The following is a 17,454-nucleotide window of genomic DNA, read 5'->3' as shown; positions in this document are numbered from 1 at the left end:
ACGGATCGCAGCGCGGGCGAGTGCACCCGCGCGGTGTGCTCGGCGCGGAGCGCGAGGCACGCTCCCATGGCACACGAATCCGACATGCTCTGCGGGTAACTACTTCGTTACCTTACCTAACTCTTGACGATTTCTTGAAGCTCGGCTTGGCAAGATCGAACGCCCGTGCATCCCGGTACCCGACTCCGCGTCAAGGCGGAGCCGGGCCTGCGCCTACAGTTGCTCCAGCGTTCGGCGTTCAGCGCTCGGCGCGCGGTACGAAGCACAGCCCGCCCCTGCCGCTCGTGTTAGGACAGCAAGGACAGCGATGCCCCCCACCAAAACCGCCTCTACGGGTCAGCGGACCGGCACGTCCGGCAGGAAGAAGGGGCGCAAGGGCCGTCTGCTCGTCCTCGTGCTGGTCCTGGCCCTCATCGGCGGCCTCGCCTTCGGGGCGTACTGGTCGATCAGCACCGTCCGCGCGTCCTTCCCGCAGACCAAGGGCTCGATCACGCTGGACGGGCTGTCCGGTCCGGTCGACGTGAAGCGCGACGGCTACGGCATCCCGCAGGTCTACGCCTCCACCGAGGAGGACCTGTTCATGGCGCAGGGCTACGTGCAGGCCCAGGACCGGTTCTACGAGATGGACGTGCGCCGTCACATGACCGCCGGGCGCCTGTCGGAGATGTTCGGCAGGAGCCAGGTCGACAACGACGAGTTCCTGCGCACCCTGGGCTGGCACCGGGTGGCGAAGAAGGAGTACGACAAGAAGCTGTCGGACTCCACCAAGAAGTACCTCCAGGCGTACGCCAAGGGTGTCAACGCCTATCTGAAGGGCAAGGACGGCGCGGACATCTCCCTGGAGTACGCCGCCCTCGGGTTCACCAACGACTACAGGCCCCAGGAGTGGACCCCGGTCGACTCGGTGGCCTGGCTGAAGGCGATGGCCTGGGACCTGCGCGGCAACATGCAGGACGAGGTCGACCGCGCGCTGATGACCAGCCGGCTCGGCCCCAAGCAGATCGCCGACCTGTACCCGGCCTACCCGTACGACCGGAACAAGGCGATCGTCCAGGAGGGCCAGTACGACGAGGTCACCCAGACGTTCGACGGCGGCGGTACGTCGGGCGGCGAAGGCGAAGGCGAAGGCGACGGCACGGGTACCGGCGCTGGCACGGGTACCGGCTCCGGCACGGGCTCCGGCACGGGCACGGGCTCCGGCAACGCCCTGCAGGGGCAGCTGGCGGGCCTCCAGGACGTTCTGGACAACGTCCCCACCGCCGTCGGCGTGAACGGCAACGGCATCGGCTCCAACTCCTGGGTCGTGTCCGGCAAGCACACCATCACCGGCAAGCCGCTGCTGGCCAACGACCCGCACCTGTCGCCGTCCCTGCCGTCCGTCTGGTACCAGATGGGCCTGCACTGCCGCGCCGTCTCCGCCAAGTGCCAGTACGACGTCACCGGTTACACCTTCGCAGGCATGCCCGGCGTGGTCATCGGCCACAACCAGGAGATCGCCTGGGGTCTGACCAACTCCGGCGTCGACGTCACCGACCTTTACCTGGAGAAGATCACCGGCAACGGCTACCAGTACGACGGCAAGGTGGTCCCCTTCAAGACGCGCGAGGAGACCATCAAGGTCGCCGGCGGCGACCCCAAGAAGATCGTCGTGCGGGAGACCAACAACGGCCCCCTGCTCTCCGACCGCGACGACGAGCTGGTGACGACCGGCAAGAAGGCCACCGTCGACAGCGCGGCCCCCGACCGCGGCGACGGCTACGGCGTGGCCCTGCGCTGGACCGCGCTGGAGGCGGGCACCACCATGGACGCCGTCTTCGCGATCGACCGCGCGAAGAACTGGGACGACTTCCGCGAGGCCGCCACGCTGTTCGACGTGCCCTCGCAGAACCTGGTCTACGCCGACAGCGAGCACATCGGCTACACGCTGCCCGGCCGGATCCCGGTGCGCGCCGAGGGCCACGACGGTTCGGTCCCTGCGCCGGGCTGGAACTCCGAGTACCGCTGGACCGGCGAGTACATCGACCAGGACGAGCTGCCCTACGAGTACGACCCGGAGCGCGGCTACATCGTGACCGCCAACCAGGCCGTCGTCGACGAGGACGCGTACCCGTACACGCTGACCACGGACTGGGGCTACGGCACCCGCAGCCAGCGCATCACCTCCCTGATCGAGCAGAAGACCAAGGACGGCGGCAAGATCTCCACCGACGACATGCGTCAGATGCAGCTGGACAACAGCAGCGAGATGGCCAAGCTGCTCGTGCCCCAGCTGCTGAAGATCGACGTCGCCGACAAGGACGTGCGCGAGGCGCAGAAGCTGCTGGAGGGCTGGGACTACACCCAGGACGCCGACTCCGCGGCCGCCGCCTACTTCAACGCGGTCTGGCGCAACATCCTCAAGCTCGCCTTCGGCAACAAGCTGCCCAAGGAACTGCGGGTCGAGGGCCAGTGCCTGTGGGTCGACCCGGTCAGCACCACCGGCCCGGCGGACGAGACCGACAAGGTCCGCGAGTGCGGCAGGCGGGACGCCGACCAGGCGCAGCCGGACGGCGGGGACCGCTGGTTCGAGGTGGTCCGCACGCTGATGGAGAAGCCGAAGAGCGACTGGTGGACCACGCCCGCCTCGGGCACCCGCAAGGGCGCCGACCACAACCGCGACGACCTGTTCAAGCGCGCCATGACCGACGCCCGCTGGGAGCTGACCGCCAAGCTCGGCAAGGACATCGACACCTGGAACTGGGGACGGCTGCACCGCCTGTTCCTGAACAACCAGACCCTGGGCACCGAAGGCCCCGGCTTCCTGAAGCACGCCCTCAACCGCGGCCCGTGGAAGCTCAGCGGCGGCGAGGCGGCGGTCAACGCCTCCGGCTGGAACGCGGCCGGCGGATACGGGGTGGTCTGGGTGCCGTCCATGCGGATGGTCGTCAACCTCGGGGACCTCGACAAGTCGCGGTGGATCAACCTGACCGGCGCCTCAGGACACGCCTACAGCGCCCACTACACCGACCAGACCGACAAGTGGGCGGGCGGCGAACTGCTGCCGTGGTCCTTCACGAAGAAGGCGGTCGACGAGAGCACGAGCGACACGCTGGTGCTCAAGCCGTAGCCGGCACCCGCTGACGGGAACGGCCTCCACGCGCCCGCGTGGAGGCCGTTCCCGTGCCGGGACCGAGGCGGACGTGCCGGTGTCGGCGTCAGCGGAACCTGCGCACCCCCGACGGCGTCACCACCGCGTCCACCGGCCGGTCGTGCGGCTCCGCGGGGACATGTGCGACGACCTCGCGGTCGTACAGCAGCACCAGCAGCGCGGGACGCGCGCCCGCGCTCTCCAGACGCGCCAGCACCCGGTCGTACGATCCGCCGCCGCGCCCCAGCCGCAGGCCCCGCCCGTCCACCGCCACCCCCGGCAGCAGCACGACGTCCGACCGCGTCACCGCGTCCGGCCCCAGGCGTTCCCCGGCGGGCTCGAACAGGTCCATCCGTCCGCCGTGCCGCACGCGCGCGAGGGAACTCTCTCCGGCGTACTCGCCCCAGTCCAGGTCGTTGTCCGGCAACAGCACGGGCAGCAGGACGCGCACGCCCCGCGCGCGCAGCGCATCGAGGAGCGCGAGGGTGCCCGGCTCGGCGCCCACGGAGACGTAGGCCGCCACGGCGCGCGCCCCCGCGACCTCCGGCAGTCCGAGCGCCCGCCCGGCCAGCGCGTCCGCAGCTTCGCGCACGTCATCCGGTGTCAACCTGTTCCTCGCCGCCAGGAAATCCCGCCGCAACGCCCGCTTGCCAGGTTGGTCCGCAGGGCCGACATGAGACATTGATGACTCCCGTACCGCACTCGTGCGCTCATATGAGCGCCAGTGGTCCCGAGTCACAGATTCTCCCTATAGCCACCGGATATGGTGACGCGCATGACTCAGTCCCACCCCAGGATCAGCAAGGCTGTCATCCCGGCAGCCGGGCTCGGCACCCGGTTCCTGCCGGCCACCAAAGCCACTCCCAAGGAGATGCTTCCGGTCGTCGACAAGCCGGCGATCCAGTACGTGGTCGAAGAGGCCGTGACCGCGGGCCTCGGCGACGTCCTCATGGTCACGGGCCGCAACAAGCGCCCCCTCGAGGACCACTTCGACCGCAACTACGAACTGGAGTCCGCCCTCCAGAAGAAGGGCGACGCGGGCCGTCTGGCCAAGGTTCAGCAGTCCAGCGACCTCGCGATGATGCACTACGTCCGCCAGGGCGACCCCAGGGGCCTCGGCCACGCCGTGCTGTGCGCCGCTCCGCACGTCGGCCACGAACCCTTCGCGGTCCTGCTCGGTGACGACCTGATCGACCCGCGGGACCCGCTGCTGCAGCGCATGATCGACGTCCAGGAGCAGTACGGCGGCAGCGTGATCGCCCTCATGGAGGTCGCGCCGGAGCAGATCCACCTCTACGGCTGCGCCTCCGTCGAGCCGACCGGCGACGGCGACGTCGTCAAGGTCACCGGACTGGTCGAGAAGCCCGACGCCGCCGACGCCCCCTCCCGCTACGCCGTCATCGGCCGCTACGTCCTCGACCCGCACATCTTCGCCGTGCTGCGCAAGACCGAGCCCGGCCGCGGCGGCGAGATCCAGATCACCGACGCCCTCCAGCAGCTGGCGGCGGACGAGAAGGCCGGCGGCCCGGTGCACGGCGTCGTCTTCAAGGGCCGCCGCTATGACACCGGCGACCGCGGCGACTACCTGCGTGCCATTGTCAGACTCGCATGCGAACGTGAGGACCTGGGCCCGGACTTCCGGACCTGGCTTCGCAGGTACGTAGCCGAGGAGATGTAACGACGTTGAGCAGCAGCGCACACCGTGACACCGGCCACGACCACGCCGCCGCGGACCCTGGTCGGGACCGGCTGTGGTCGGTGCAGGAACACCTGGACGACGTCCTGGCGACCGTCCGCCCCCTGGATCCCATCGAGCTGAACCTGCTCGACGCCCAGGGCTGCGTCCTGGTCGAGGACATCACGGTGCCGCTGTCCCTGCCGCCGTTCGACAACAGCTCCATGGACGGGTACGCGGTGCGGGTCACCGATGTCGCGGGCGCGAGCGAGGAGTTCCCCGCCGTCCTGGACGTCGTCGGGGACGTCGCCGCCGGCCAGGCCGACCCGCCGTCCGTGGGCCCCGGCCAGGCAGCCCGCATCATGACCGGCGCCCCGCTCCCGCCCGGCGCCGAGGCCGTCGTCCCCGTGGAGTGGACCGACGGCGGGCTCGGCGAGGGCCCGGTGAAGGGGATGCGTGCCCGCAGCCTGACTTCCGATGGCGCCGAGGGCCACGTGCACGTGTACCGGCAGGCCGAGGAACGCGCCCACGTGCGCGCGAAGGGCAGCGACGTCCGCTCCGGCGACCGCGCCCTGGAGGCCGGCACCGTTCTCGGCCCGCCGCAGATCGCCCTGCTCGCCGCGATCGGCCGGGGCACGGTACGGGTGCGCCCGCGACCGCGCGTGGTCGTGCTCTCCACCGGCAGCGAACTCGTCCAGCCCGACGAGCAGCTGGCGTCCGGTCAGATCTACGACTCCAACAGCTTCGCCCTCACCGCGGCCGCCCGTGACGCCGGCGCCATCGCCTATCGCGTGGGTGCCGTCGCCGACGACGCCGAGACCCTGCGGTCCACCATCGAGGACCAGCTCGTGCGCGCCGACCTGCTGGTCACCACGGGCGGCGTGAGCGTCGGGGCGTACGACGTGGTCAAGGAGGCGCTGGCGCACGTCGGTGACGAGGACGAGCCGGGCGGCGGCGTGGACTTCCGCAAGCTCGCCATGCAGCCGGGCAAGCCCCAGGGCTTCGGCTCCGTCGGCCCCGACCACACTCCGCTGCTCGCCCTGCCCGGCAACCCGGTGTCGTCGTACGTCTCCTTCGAGTTGTTCGTGCGCCCCGCGATCCGCACGCTCATGGGCCTGCCCGACGTCCACCGTCCGACGGTCACCGCGGTCCTGGCCGCGGACAAGGCGCTGGCCTCGCCGAAGGGCCGCAGGCAGTTCCTCCGGGGCAGCCACGCCGACGGGTCGGTCACCCCGGTCGGCGGCTCGGGCTCTCACCTGGTGGCCGCCCTCGCGCACGCGAACGCGCTGATCGTCGTCCCCGAGGACACCGAATCCGTCGAGCCCGGAGCCGACGTCGAGGTGGTCCTGCTCGGCTGACCCCGCCCGGTTGGCGGTAGCGTGTCGCGCACAGCAGGCCCACGCGCCGCACCGCGCCGGGCCCGGACCGGGAGCGCCACACGAGCATGAGTACGCAGGACCGACCGCCCAGGAGCGGACAGGACCCGCAGGACCGGCTGACGCACATCGACGAGGCGGGCGCCGCCCGGATGGTCGACGTGTCCGGCAAGGACGTGACCGCACGCACCGCCCGCGCCAGCGGGCGCGTCCTCGTCGCGCCACGCGTGGTCGAGTTGCTGCGCGGTGAGGGCGTGCCCAAGGGCGACGCGCTGGCCACCGCGCGGATCGCGGGCATCATGGGCGCCAAACGCACCCCCGACCTGATCCCCTTGTGCCACCCGTTGTCGGTCTCCGGTGTGAAACTGGAACTGTCGGTCGCGGACGACGCCGTGGAGATCACCGCCACGGTGAAGACGACGGATCGCACGGGCGTCGAGATGGAGGCGCTCACCGCGGTCTCCGTCGCCGCGCTCACCGTGGTCGACATGGTCAAGGCGGTCGACAAGGGAGCGGTCATCACGGACGTGCGGGTGGAGCAGAAGACGGGCGGCAAGTCCGGCGACTGGAACCGGTCATGACGCCGGACGACTCCGCGGGAGGCGCCCTCCCCGGGCCGTACAGCGCCCTCGTGGTCACGGCGTCCAACCGGGCCGCCGCCGGTGTCTACGAGGACAGGGGCGGCCCGCTGATCGCCGAGGGCCTGCGCCGCTTCGGCTTCACCGTCGACGGCCCCCGGGTCGTTCCCGACGGCGACCCCGTCGAAGCCGCCCTGCGCGCGGGCGCCGACGCGGGCTACGACGTGATCGTCACCACCGGCGGCACCGGCGTCTCGCCCACCGACCGCACCCCCGAGGCGACCCGGGCGGTGATCGACCACGAGGTCCCCGGCATCGCGGAGGCGGTCCGGGCGTACGGCCGGGACAAGGTGCCGACCGCGGTCCTCTCCAGGGGGCTGGCGGGAGTGGCGGGAAGGACGCTGATCGTCAACCTGCCGGGATCCTCCGGCGGGGTGAAGGACGGCCTCGCCGTGCTGGAGCCGCTGCTGAGACACGCCGTGGACCAGCTCCGCGGCGGCGACCACCCCGGACCGGCCGGTTCTGGGGGTGCGAGCTGAACACCCCCTCCTGGCCCGCGGAGCTGGTGGACGGCGACATCGTCCTCCGGCCGATAAAGCTGCGTGACCAGCGGGCCTGGCGGGAGGTCAACCGGCGCAACCGCGACTGGCTGCGGCCGTGGGAGGCCACCATTCCGCCGCCAGGACCCGGCGGCCCGACCGCGCACCGGCCGACCTACCGGCAGATGGTGCGGCACCTGAGGTCCGAGGCCCACGCGGGCCGGATGCTGCCGTTCGTCATCGAGTACCAGGGGCGGCTCGCCGGTCAGTTGACGGTGGCCGGCATCACCTGGGGCTCGATGTGCTCCGGGCACGTCGGTTACTGGGTGGACGAGGCGGTGGCCGGCCGGGGGGTGATGCCGACGGCCGTGGCGATGTCCGTGGACCACTGTTTCCGCACCGTCGGACTGCACCGTGTCGAGGTCTGCATTCGCCCCGAGAACGCGCCCAGTCGCCGGGTCGTGGAGAAACTCGGATTCCGTGAGGAGGGTCTCAGGCCGCGTTATCTGCACATCGACGGAGCCTGGCGGGACCACCTCGTCTTCGCGCTCACCGCGGAAGAGGTTCCGGAAGGGCTGCTGCGGCGCTGGCACCGGTCACGGGACCGGAGCACACCGAGCGCCGGCAACACCGGGAATTGAATAAACGTTCGAAATTGTTCGGGCTGCGACCGTCCCGGCCCTCCTGGAGCGGATAATGTCGCGGTCCTGGCGGTCGGTTGATCGGATCGGTCACAAGAAAAGTTCGAAATATCAGCCAGATCGTGCGACACACCGGCTCAATTGGCGGATGGCCTCACGCAAACCCCTCTACCGTGTGAGGCGTGAGCAGCAGCGGCCTCATCTACGCAGTCATCGTCGGGGCCTGGGCCGCCTACTTGGTGCCGATGTGGCTCCGTAGGCAGGACGAGCTGAACGAGGCCCGTCCGACGGAACGCTTCAGCACCGCCATCCGGCTGCTGTCCGGACGGTCGGGCATGGAGCGCCGGTACGCCAAGGACCTGCGGTCGCGCTCCGCCGACGAGGCGGAGCCCGACGCCGACGTCCCGGACGCCGTCACCGACTCGGTGGACGTCCGGGCCTTCGCCGTGTCCAGGACCCGACGGCACACCCGGCCGGCCCCGCCGCAGCACACGGCGGAGCGGCCCGAAACGGCACGTCCCCAGGCGGGCGGCCCCGGGCACGGCCCGAGACCCGGACAGTCGCCGGAAGCCGGCCACTCCGCGGGGTCCGGTGCGGCCCCGGCGCGGGCACGCGTGCCGCAGGCGCGGCGCGCGCCTCTCTCACCGGCGGCCGCGGCCCGGGCCCGGCGCACCAAGGCGCTCGCGCGCCGTCGGCGTACGACCGTGATGCTGTTCCTGGCCTTCACCCTCGGCACGGTCGTCGCGGCGGTCGGCGGCCTCGCGTTCCTGTGGGCGCCCGGGGTGCCCGCGGTGCTGCTCAGTGCCTACATCGCCCACCTGCGCGCGCAGGAGCGCCGCCGGTTCGCCTTCCAGATGGACCGTCGCCAGGCGGAGGTCGCCGCCCAGCGGCTGCGCGACCGCGATCCCCGCCCGCGCCGGCGCGGGCCCACCGCCCCCGGCGGCCCCGCCGGCGACCTCGACACCGAGGAACCGGACGAGGGGCCCGAGGCGGAGCCCGACGCCGGAATGTCGGCGCTCGCCGCGGACCGGCGGGCGCTGGTCGAGCAGACCGACCACGCCGAGTGGGTCGACCAGCAGCGTGAACGCCGCGGACGCCCCCAGGGCGACAGCTGGGACCCGGTGCCGGTGCCCCTGCCCACCTACGTGACCGCACCGGTCGCGCCCCGGGCCACGCCCGACGTGGACCTCGGAGCGCCGGACGCGTGGAGCTCGGCGCGCTCCAGTGCCGTCGCCCCCGACCAGGAGGACACGGTGGAGGCCCCCGGGCGGGACCGGGACCGGGACCGCCCGGCCGCCCACGCCGAGGAGCGTCCGGAGACCCCGGCCCGCAGCGACGCCCGTCGCGCCGCCTCGGCCCGCCGGGCCAGGGAGCGGGGCCGCACACCGCTCTTCGACCAGTACGAGGACGGCGACCGCCCCCGCGCGGCCAACGAGTAGCCGGGACCGGGGCCGCACCCGTCCCTGCACCCGCGCCCGCCCCGCGCCCGCCCCTGCACCCGCGCCCGCCCCTGCACCCGCGCCCGCCCCGGCCGTGCGCCCGGCCCTGCACCTGCCCCGCACCCGTCCCGGCCCTGCACACGCCCCGCACCCGGCCCGCCCCTGCACCCGCGCCCGCCCCTGCACCCGCGCCCGGCCCTGCACCTGCCCCCGCCCCGTACCCGTCCCGGCCCTGCACCCGTCCCGGCCCCGCACACGCCCCGGCACCCCGCCCCGCACACGCGCCGGCCCCGCGCCCGCCCCGCGCCGGCCCCGGCCCCGCGCCCGCCCCAGGCCTTGCCCCGCCGCCCGGAAGGGGTTTTTGAGCAGGCCGGTCGGGGTGCTAAAGTTTCACTCGTTGCAAGGGCCTGTGGCGCAGTCCGGTAGCGCACCTCGTTCGCATCGAGGGGGCCAGGGGTTCGAATCCCCTCAGGTCCACGCACATGGGCGAAGGTCCCGTCCGATCATCACGATCGGACGGGACCTTCGTCGTTGCGCGGACCCGGACCATGCCGTCGAGTCGTGTCCGTGCCGCCGAGACGCATCCGTGATCGGGTGGCGTGCAACCTTCCCCATGGCCTGTGGGTCACCTGTGCGTGGCGTCACGTGTGGTGGCGCCTTCCTGTCGTCTGGGAACGGAAGAAACAGCATGAGACCTAGCTCCCTGCACTCGGCCCGGGTGCGCGCGGCTCTGGCCGGGGCGGCCGCCGCCGGACTCGCCGTGGGAGGACTGGCCGGTGTCGCGCACGCGGCGGACGATCAGACGCCTCTTCCCGTCACGATCACCGGTCCGGACAAGGTGGACCTGGCGCTGGACGGAGCCGAGGCCGAGCCGGGGCAGCCGCAGATCCGCCTGGGCCTCACCGGCCCCGGGGAGTACGACCCCGGCAGCGACAGCGACCCGGAACCGGTCCCCAACAACGGCTACAAGGTCACCATCGACGCCACGGCACTCAAGGACTTCGCCAAGGTCCGCCTGCCGCGGTGGTGCGAGGCGGACGGCCTCGTCGCCGTCTGCGACTCGAGCACCCTCTACCCCGGCGACTCCTACAACCCGAGCTGGAACGTCCGCCTCGATCTGAAGGACACCGCCGAGGCCGGTGACTTCGGCAGGATCAAGGTGACCGGCGAGGGCGAGGGCCTGGAGTTCAACGCGCACGACGTCGACGTGCTCGTCGGCGGTCCTGAGCTGCTCAAGAGGAAGCTCCCCGCCGAGCCCGCGGGCTTCAGGGCGGGCGACACCTACGAGGCCCCGCTCGCCTTCCGCAACGTCGGCAGCACGTCCGCCGACGGCGTCGTACTGCGCTTCGGCGGCACGCGCGGCCTCTCCTTCCCCGACTCGTACGACAACTGCTCGTACGCCGAGGAGAACGAGGACAACCTGATCCGCTACCAGAAGGTCGCCCTGTGCACCTTCGAGGGCGAGTTCCCGCCGGGGCTGGCCTATGAACTGAGCGAGCCGGTCAAGGTGAAGACCGCCGGCTTCGCGCTGGGCGACATCTTCCACTACGGCTTCGACGCCGTCGGCGCCGAGGAGGCCGGCGCGCTGCGGTCGGGCGCCGACTACCGGCAGGGCTCCGGCCGGACGCTCACCCTCGAGCCGGTCAAGGGCGGCGGGAGCGGCGACTACACCAAGAACGCCGAGATCGACCTGGCCACACAGAACAGCTACGACCTCGACCTGACCGGAGCGCGCGTCGCGGGCGGGCAGGGCGAGACCGTCACGGTCGACATCGGCCTGAGCAACCACGGGCCCGCGTGGATCGGATCGCTGCGCGCGGGCGGTGAGCCGATCGGCTTCACCGTGCAGATCCCCGAGGGTGCCACTGTCGTCGACAGTCCCTGCCGGCCGATGAGCGAGAAGACCCCGTCCGAGTACCGCTGCTTCGCCGACACCCCCTTCCTGGAGGACGACGAGCGGAGCTTCCCCTTCAAGCTGCGCGTCGACAAGGTCGTCGAGGGCGCCAAGGGCAGGATCGCCCTGCCCGACTCCGACGACCCCTGGGAGGGCGACCCGTCCAACGACACCGGGTGGATCGTGCTGAACGGCACGGGTGACGAGGAGACGCCGGGCGACAGCGGCGGCAGCACCGGCGGCCCGGACTCCGCGGGCGGCACGGGCACCACCGGCGGTTCGCAGACCACGGGCGGTACCGGGACGAGCGGCGGCTCGGACCCGGCCGGCGGCAGCACCGGCGGCACCTCCACCGCCGGGACCACCGGAGGCACGACCGGCGGCCAGTCGCCCCAGGGCGGCGAGGACGGACTGCTGGCCTCCACCGGCTCCACCGCCCTGCTCGCCTCCGCCGGCGCGGCACTGGCACTCGCCGCGGGCGGCATCCTGTTCGTCGTCTCCCGCCGACGCGGGGCGGGCGGCGCCGCCTGACGGGCGTCCCGGTCGCCGCCGGCCCGACGGGCGGCTACCGGGCCCCGAGAGCCTTCGCGTAGCAGAGGCTTTCCTCGTGGAAGCGGTAGTAGCCGAACTTCCCGCAGGGCTCGTAGCCGCTCGAGGTGTACAGGGCCACGGCCTCCGGCTGCCTGGTGCCGGTCTCCAGCACCATCCGGGTCCGGCCCGCCGCACGGGCGTCCTCCTCCAGGGCGGCCAGGATGCGGCGGGCCAGCCCGCGGCCGCGCATCTGTTCCATGACGAACATCCGCTTGAGCTCGGCGTCCCCGTCGAGGTTTCCCTCGTCGTTGGCGTCCTGGCTGCGCCAGCCGCCCGAGGCGACCGGGACGTCGTGCTCGTCGTACGCGATCAGGTACAGGCCGTTCGGCGGCGCGAAGTCCGACGGGTCCAGATGCGTGGCGTCGCCGCCGTCGCCGTAGCGGATGTCGTACTCGGCCTGGACCTCGTCGTTGAGCTTCACGGCGTCGGGGTGGTCGAAGGGGACCCGGCGAATGTTCATGCTACCTACCGTATATCGATGCGAGATCCGGGATCGGGGCACCGTCCAGTGTGCCGGTATCGTGCCCTGGTGCTCACCGTGACCTCCGTGAATGTGAACGGTCTGCGTGCCGCCGCGAAGAAGGGCTTCGTGGAGTGGCTCGCCGGGACCTCCGCCGACGTGCTGTGCCTCCAGGAGGTGCGGGCCGAGCCCCGGCAGCTGCCCGAGCACGTCCGCACGCCCGAGGGCTGGCACGTCACGCACGCACCCGCCGCCGCCAAGGGCCGCGCCGGTGTCTCCCTGTACACCCGCCGAGAGCCCGACCGCGTGCGGATCGGCTTCGGCTCCGCGGAGTTCGACACCAGCGGTCGTTACGTCGAGGCCGACCTGCCCGGTGTGACGGTCGCCTCCCTCTACCTCCCCTCCGGCGAGGTCGGCACCGAGCGGCAGGACGAGAAGGTCCGCTTCATGGGCGAGTTCCTCGCCCACCTCGAGGAACTGCGCGAGCGCGCCGCCGCCGACGGCCGCGAGGTCGTCGTCTGCGGCGACTGGAACATCGCCCACCGCGAGGCCGACCTGAGGAACTGGCGCGCCAACAAGAGGAACTCCGGGTTCCTGCCGGAGGAACGGGAGTGGCTGAGCCGCGTCCTCGACCCGGCGGAGGGCGGGTACGTGGACGTGGTGCGGGCGCTGCATCCGGACGCCGAGGGACCGTACTCGTGGTGGTCGTACCGGGGGCGGGCTTTCGACAACGACGCGGGGTGGCGCATCGACTACCATCTCGCCACCCCCGGGCTGGCCGCCAAGGCCCTCAAGGGGTACGTGGAGCGGGCCGCCACGCACGCCGAGCGCTGGTCCGACCACGCGCCGGTCACGGTGGTCTACGACCGCTGAGGGCCGGGGCGGCGAAGGTCTAGTCCGTCCGCTTCCGTATCCGCCGGTCCAGCGCCAGGGACAGTTCCGCCTCCACCACGCTGCGGGCCAGGGGGCGCAGGCGGTCGAGTTCCCGTTCGGGGGCGTGGCGCAGGATCAGGTCGGCGAAGAGGTCGGCGAGGGCGTCGGCGTGTTCGCGGACGCGGGCGCCGGCCCGGAGGACCTCGGCGAGCGGGATGCCCTCGCGGACCAGGGCGGAGGAGACCTCCAGCAGACGGTGGCTGATGTGGACGAGTTCGTCGCCGTCGGTGCCGAGATAGCCGAGGTCCATCGCGGCGGCCAGGTTCTCCGGGGTGACCTCGCCCTCGAAGCGGGCGGCGAGTTCCTCCGGGGTGAGGCGGACCGGGGTCTCCTCGGTGGGTTCGCCGAGGCCGAGCAGGTCGCCGACGTCGCGGCCGTGGTCGAAGGCGTCGGCGAGTTCCGCGATGCCGTTGAGGGTGTGGCCGCGCTCCAGGAGGGCGGCGATGGTGCGCAGGCGGGCCAGGTGGTGGTCGTCGTACCAGGCGATGCGGCCTTCGCGGCGCGGCGGCGGGATCAGTCTGCGTTCGCGGTAGAAGCGCAGGGTGCGCACCGTGATGCCGGCCAGCCGGGCCAGTTCCTCCATGCGGTATTCACGCATGCGGTTCTCACGCTTCTCGGTCACGTCCACGACCTTATGGCGTACCGCCGGTAACTTTCCTCCGCCCGACCCCTACCCATGAGTACGGCGCTGCTCTACGCTCCCATTGCGCCAGTGTTCACTGGCATGGTTCCAGACGGTCCAGGCTAAGCGTGGAGGCTCCGGGATGGCCGAGCACGAGCAGGTTCACGAACACGTACGGGTGGCGGTGATCGGGTCCGGATTCGGCGGGCTGGGCGCCGCCGTGCGGCTGCGGCGCGAAGGGATCACCGACTTCGTCGTACTGGAGCGGTCCGGCAGCGTCGGCGGCACCTGGCGGGACAACAGCTACCCCGGCTGCGCCTGCGACGTGCCCTCCCACCTGTACTCCTTCTCCTTCGCGCCCAACCCCGAGTGGCCGCGCACCTTCTCCGGGCAGGAGCACATCCGCGCCTATCTGGAGCACGTGGCCGACACCTTCGGACTGCGCCCCCACCTCCGCTTCGACTCGGAGGTGAAGCGGATGGTGTGGGACGGCGAGCGGCTGCGGTGGGAGATCGAGACCGTGAAGGGGCGGCTGACCGCCGACGTCGTCGTGTCCGCGACCGGCCCGCTGTCCGACCCCAAGGTCCCGGACGTCCCGGGGCTCGACTCCTTCCCCGGCAAGGTCTTCCACTCCGCCCGCTGGGACCACGACTACGACCTCGCCGGCAAGCGCGTCGCCATGATCGGCACCGGCGCCTCCGCCATCCAGATCGTGCCGGCCGTCCAGCCCGAGGTCGGCCGCCTCACCCTCTTCCAGCGCACCCCGGCCTGGGTGATGCCCCGCATGGACCGGGCCATCAGCGGTGCCGAGCGGGCCCTGCACCGGGCGCTGCCCGTCACCACCAAGCTGCGCCGCGGGCTGCTGTGGGGCATCCGGGAACTCCAGGTGCAGGCGTTCACCAAGCACCCGAACGAGCTGGGCTTCGTCGAGCGGATCGCCAGGCGCAACATGGGCGCCGCCATCAAGGACCCGGCCCTGCGCGCCAAGCTCACCCCCGACTACCGCATCGGCTGCAAGCGCATCCTTCTGTCGAGCACGTACTATCCGGCGCTCGCCCGGCCCAATGTCGACGTGGTCGCGAGCGGGCTCACCGAGGTGCGCGGATCGACCCTCGTCGCCGCCGACGGCACCGAGGCCGAAGCCGACGCGATCATCTTCGGGACCGGGTTCCACGTCACCGACATGCCCATCGCCGAGCGGGTCGTGGGCGCGGACGGACGGACCCTCGCCGAGACCTGGAAGGGCGGCATGGAGGCGCTGCGCGGCGGCTCGGCGGCCGGCTTCCCCAACTTCATGACGGTCATCGGGCCCAACACCGGCCTCGGGAACTCCTCCATGATCCTGATGATCGAGTCCCAGCTGAACTACATGGCGGACTATCTGCGGCAGCTCGACGTCCTCGGCGGCCGCACCGCCCTCGACGCCCGCCCCGCCGCCGTGCGCGACTGGAACCACCGGGTGCAGGAACGCATGAAGCGCACCGTGTGGAACACCGGCGGCTGCACCAGCTGGTACCTGGACGCGAGCGGCCGCAACACCACCGTTTGGCCGGGCACGACCGCCGACTTCCGGCGGGCGACGCGGCGTGTGGACCTCGCGGAGTACGAGGTGCTGCGCCCGGCCCCGGTCCCCGCGAAGACCGCCGAGGCGGACGCCGGCGCGGACGCGGAGGTGAGCGCGTGAGCCGCCTGCCGCACGTCGCCGACGGGCCGTACGCCCCGCCCGCCCCCGCCCGCGAGCTGACCGTCACCGCCGCCGACGGCGCCCGGGTCCACGTCGAGGTGCACGGCCCCGAGGACGCGCCCGCGGTCGTCCTGGCGCACGGCTGGTGCTGCTCCATCGCCTTCTGGGCGGCGCAGATCCGCGAACTGGCCGCCGACCACCGGGTCATCGCCTACGACCAGCGTGGTCACGGCCGCAGCCCGGCCAACCCGGCGTACGGCACAGAGCCCCTCGCCGACGACCTCGAAGCCGTACTGGAGGCCACGCTCGCGCCGGGCGAACGGGCCGTGATCGCCGGACACTCCATGGGCGGGATGACGCTGATGGCCGCGGCCACCCGGCCCGCGGTGCGCGAGCACGCGGCGGCCGTCCTGCTGTGCAGCACGGGCAGCGCGCGGCTGGTGGCGTCCGCCACCGTCCTGCCCCTCGGGGAGGGCCGGGTGCGCACCTGGCTGACCCGGCGGATCCTCGGCTCCCGGGCGCCGCTCGGGCCGGTCACGCCGCTCGCCCGCCGGATCCTCAAGTACGGGACCCTGGGCCCGGGTTCGGGCCCGCACATGGTCGAGGCCTGCGCCCGGATCGTGCACGCCTGTCCGCGCCGGGTGCGCCACGGCTGGTCGGGCGTGCTCGACCTGCTCGACCTCGACCACGGTGTGCGGGAGCTGCGGATGCCGGTGGAGGTCGTGGTCGGCACGGCGGACCGGCTGACGCCGCCCGTGCACGCCCGCTCGCTGGCCGCCGCCCTGCCCCACTGCGTGGGCCTGACCGAACTCCCGGGCCTCGGCCACATGACTCCGGTCGAGGCGCCGGAACTGGTCACCGGGAAGATACGGGCGCTCGCCGCCACCTACGTACCCACCACAGCCGCCGCACCCGGTGAGGGTGCCGGACACGCCGGGGAGAGCGCATGAGCAGGGTGAGCCTGGAAGGGCGGGTCGCCGTCGTCACCGGAGCCGCGCGGGGCGTCGGGGAGCTGATGGCCCGCAAGCTGTCCGCGCGCGGGGTGAAGGTGGCGCTGGTCGGTCTGGAGCCCGACGAACTCAAGCAGGTCAGCGCCCGGTTGCACAGTGAGAGCGGGCACTGGCACGCCGACGTCACCGACCACGAGGCGATGGCCCGGGTGGCGGCGGAGGTCGGGGAGCGCTTCGGGAAGGTGGACGTCGTCGTCGCCAACGCGGGCGTGGCCACCGGCGGTCCCTTCGTCGAATCCGACCCGGAGTCCTGGCGGCGGGTGATCGAGGTCAACCTGATCGGGTCGGCGGTGACGGCCCGCGCCTTCCTGCCGGCACTGCTGGAGAGCCGCGGCTACCTGCTCCAGATCGCGTCGCTCGCCGCGCTGACGCCCGCGCCGATGATGTCCGCCTACTGCGCGTCCAAGTCCGGCGTCGAGGCGTACGCGCACAGCCTGCGCGCCGAGGTCGGCCACCGGGGCGTGCAGGTCGGCGTCGGCTATCTGTCGTGGACCGACACCGACATGGTGCGCGGCGCCGACCAGGACGACGTCATGCGCGAGTTGCGGCAGCGGCTGCCCTGGCCGACCAACAAGACCTATCCGCTGGGGCCGGCGGTCGACCGGCTCGTGGAGGGCGTCGAGCGCCGTTCCGCACACGTCTACGGGCAGTGGTGGCTGCGGGGCATGCAGAGCGTGCGCGGCTACCTGCCGGCCGTCATCGGCACCGTCGGGCAGCGCGAGATGCGGCGCTTCGGGGACCGGCTGAACGGTCTGCGGACCGGCCTGGTCGGCGCGGGTGGAGCGGCCGACGAAGAGCGCGGGACCAGCACCGCTACGGTCCGTAAGTGATCGACATGCGCACGGTCACGGCTCGTGTGAATCTGATCGAGCGCCCGGCCGATCC

At 72.3% G+C, this 17,454-nt stretch carries 15 protein-coding genes and 1 tRNA gene; 13 read left to right on the top strand and 3 right to left on the bottom strand.

Going from position 1 to position 17,454, the window contains the following annotated elements; all coding sequences use genetic code 11:
• Positions 1-307 precede the first annotated feature (307 nt).
• The gene (locus ACGFYH_RS28480; RefSeq protein WP_393806041.1) at positions 308-3,106 is read left to right on the top strand and encodes a penicillin acylase family protein; all 2,799 of its coding nucleotides are present in this window, start codon (positions 308-310) and stop codon (positions 3,104-3,106) included.
• An 88-nt stretch (positions 3,107-3,194) separates the two neighbouring features.
• On the opposite strand, the gene ACGFYH_RS28475 is transcribed toward ACGFYH_RS28480, so the two are convergent.
• On the bottom strand, positions 3,195-3,809 hold the full coding sequence (locus ACGFYH_RS28475; RefSeq protein WP_393806040.1) for a 5-formyltetrahydrofolate cyclo-ligase: 615 nt from the start codon (positions 3,807-3,809) through the stop codon (positions 3,195-3,197).
• Between the two features lie 93 nt (positions 3,810-3,902).
• On the opposite strand from ACGFYH_RS28475, the gene galU reads away from it, so the two are divergent.
• From galU to ACGFYH_RS28435, 8 genes are all read left to right on the top strand, one after another.
• On the top strand, positions 3,903-4,805 hold the full coding sequence (gene galU, locus ACGFYH_RS28470) for a UTP--glucose-1-phosphate uridylyltransferase GalU (RefSeq protein WP_393806039.1): 903 nt from the start codon (positions 3,903-3,905) through the stop codon (positions 4,803-4,805).
• 5 nt (positions 4,806-4,810) lie between these two features.
• Complete coding sequence (gene glp, locus ACGFYH_RS28465) at positions 4,811-6,160, top strand: gephyrin-like molybdotransferase Glp (RefSeq protein ID WP_393806038.1); 1,350 nt, start codon at positions 4,811-4,813, stop codon at positions 6,158-6,160.
• Between the two features lie 86 nt (positions 6,161-6,246).
• Entirely contained in the window at positions 6,247-6,759 is a 513-nt protein-coding gene (gene moaC / locus ACGFYH_RS28460; protein WP_393806037.1) for a cyclic pyranopterin monophosphate synthase MoaC, read from the top strand.
• Complete coding sequence (locus ACGFYH_RS28455) at positions 6,756-7,295, top strand: molybdenum cofactor biosynthesis protein B (protein ID WP_393806036.1); 540 nt, start codon at positions 6,756-6,758, stop codon at positions 7,293-7,295. The genes moaC and ACGFYH_RS28455 overlap by 4 nt, the downstream gene beginning before the upstream one ends.
• Positions 7,296-7,321: 26 nt before the next feature.
• Positions 7,322-7,936, top strand: a complete 615-nt coding sequence (locus tag ACGFYH_RS28450; protein WP_393806035.1) for a GNAT family N-acetyltransferase — start codon at positions 7,322-7,324, stop codon at positions 7,934-7,936.
• A 182-nt stretch (positions 7,937-8,118) separates the two neighbouring features.
• On the top strand, positions 8,119-9,375 hold the full coding sequence (gene glpR / locus ACGFYH_RS28445; protein ID WP_393806034.1) for a gephyrin-like molybdotransferase receptor GlpR: 1,257 nt from the start codon (positions 8,119-8,121) through the stop codon (positions 9,373-9,375).
• Between the two features lie 403 nt (positions 9,376-9,778).
• Positions 9,779-9,852: transfer RNA gene (locus ACGFYH_RS28440), tRNA-Ala, on the top strand.
• Between the two features lie 211 nt (positions 9,853-10,063).
• A complete protein-coding gene (locus ACGFYH_RS28435) occupies positions 10,064-11,800 on the top strand; it encodes a hypothetical protein (RefSeq protein WP_393806033.1) in 1,737 nt (578 codons plus the stop codon).
• Between the two features lie 34 nt (positions 11,801-11,834).
• Here the strand turns inward: ACGFYH_RS28435 and ACGFYH_RS28430 are convergent, their stop codons facing one another.
• Entirely contained in the window at positions 11,835-12,320 is a 486-nt protein-coding gene (locus ACGFYH_RS28430) for a GNAT family N-acetyltransferase (RefSeq protein ID WP_393806032.1), read from the bottom strand.
• Between the two features lie 69 nt (positions 12,321-12,389).
• Here ACGFYH_RS28430 and ACGFYH_RS28425 point away from each other — a divergent pair, with 69 nt between their 5' ends.
• Positions 12,390-13,193 (top strand): exodeoxyribonuclease III, encoded by an 804-nt coding sequence (locus ACGFYH_RS28425; protein ID WP_393806031.1) that lies wholly within the window; start codon positions 12,390-12,392, stop codon positions 13,191-13,193.
• 19 nt (positions 13,194-13,212) lie between these two features.
• Here the strand turns inward: ACGFYH_RS28425 and ACGFYH_RS28420 are convergent, their stop codons facing one another.
• Complete coding sequence (locus ACGFYH_RS28420; RefSeq protein ID WP_393806068.1) at positions 13,213-13,836, bottom strand: MerR family transcriptional regulator; 624 nt, start codon at positions 13,834-13,836, stop codon at positions 13,213-13,215.
• A 181-nt stretch (positions 13,837-14,017) separates the two neighbouring features.
• Between ACGFYH_RS28420 and ACGFYH_RS28415 the strand changes: the two genes are divergently transcribed.
• From ACGFYH_RS28415 to ACGFYH_RS28405, 3 genes are read left to right on the top strand one after another with little or no spacing between them, the layout of a single operon-like run.
• The gene (locus ACGFYH_RS28415) at positions 14,018-15,559 is read left to right on the top strand and encodes a flavin-containing monooxygenase (protein ID WP_393806030.1); all 1,542 of its coding nucleotides are present in this window, start codon (positions 14,018-14,020) and stop codon (positions 15,557-15,559) included.
• Positions 15,556-16,509 carry an alpha/beta fold hydrolase gene (locus ACGFYH_RS28410; RefSeq protein WP_393806029.1) on the top strand — a complete coding sequence of 318 codons (954 nt, stop codon included), beginning with the start codon at positions 15,556-15,558 and terminating at the stop codon, positions 16,507-16,509. The genes ACGFYH_RS28415 and ACGFYH_RS28410 overlap by 4 nt, the downstream gene beginning before the upstream one ends.
• Positions 16,506-17,399, top strand: a complete 894-nt coding sequence (locus ACGFYH_RS28405) for an SDR family oxidoreductase (protein WP_393806028.1) — start codon at positions 16,506-16,508, stop codon at positions 17,397-17,399. Before ACGFYH_RS28410 ends, ACGFYH_RS28405 begins: the two co-directional genes overlap by 4 nt.
• Positions 17,400-17,454: the final 55 nt, after the last annotated feature.

This window comes from Streptomyces sp. NPDC048392, assembly GCF_043200575.1.
Taxonomy (GTDB): Bacteria; Actinomycetota; Actinomycetes; order Streptomycetales; family Streptomycetaceae; genus Streptomyces.
Note: the sequence above shows the minus strand (reverse complement) of the source record. Positions and strands in the feature narration are given on the sequence as shown.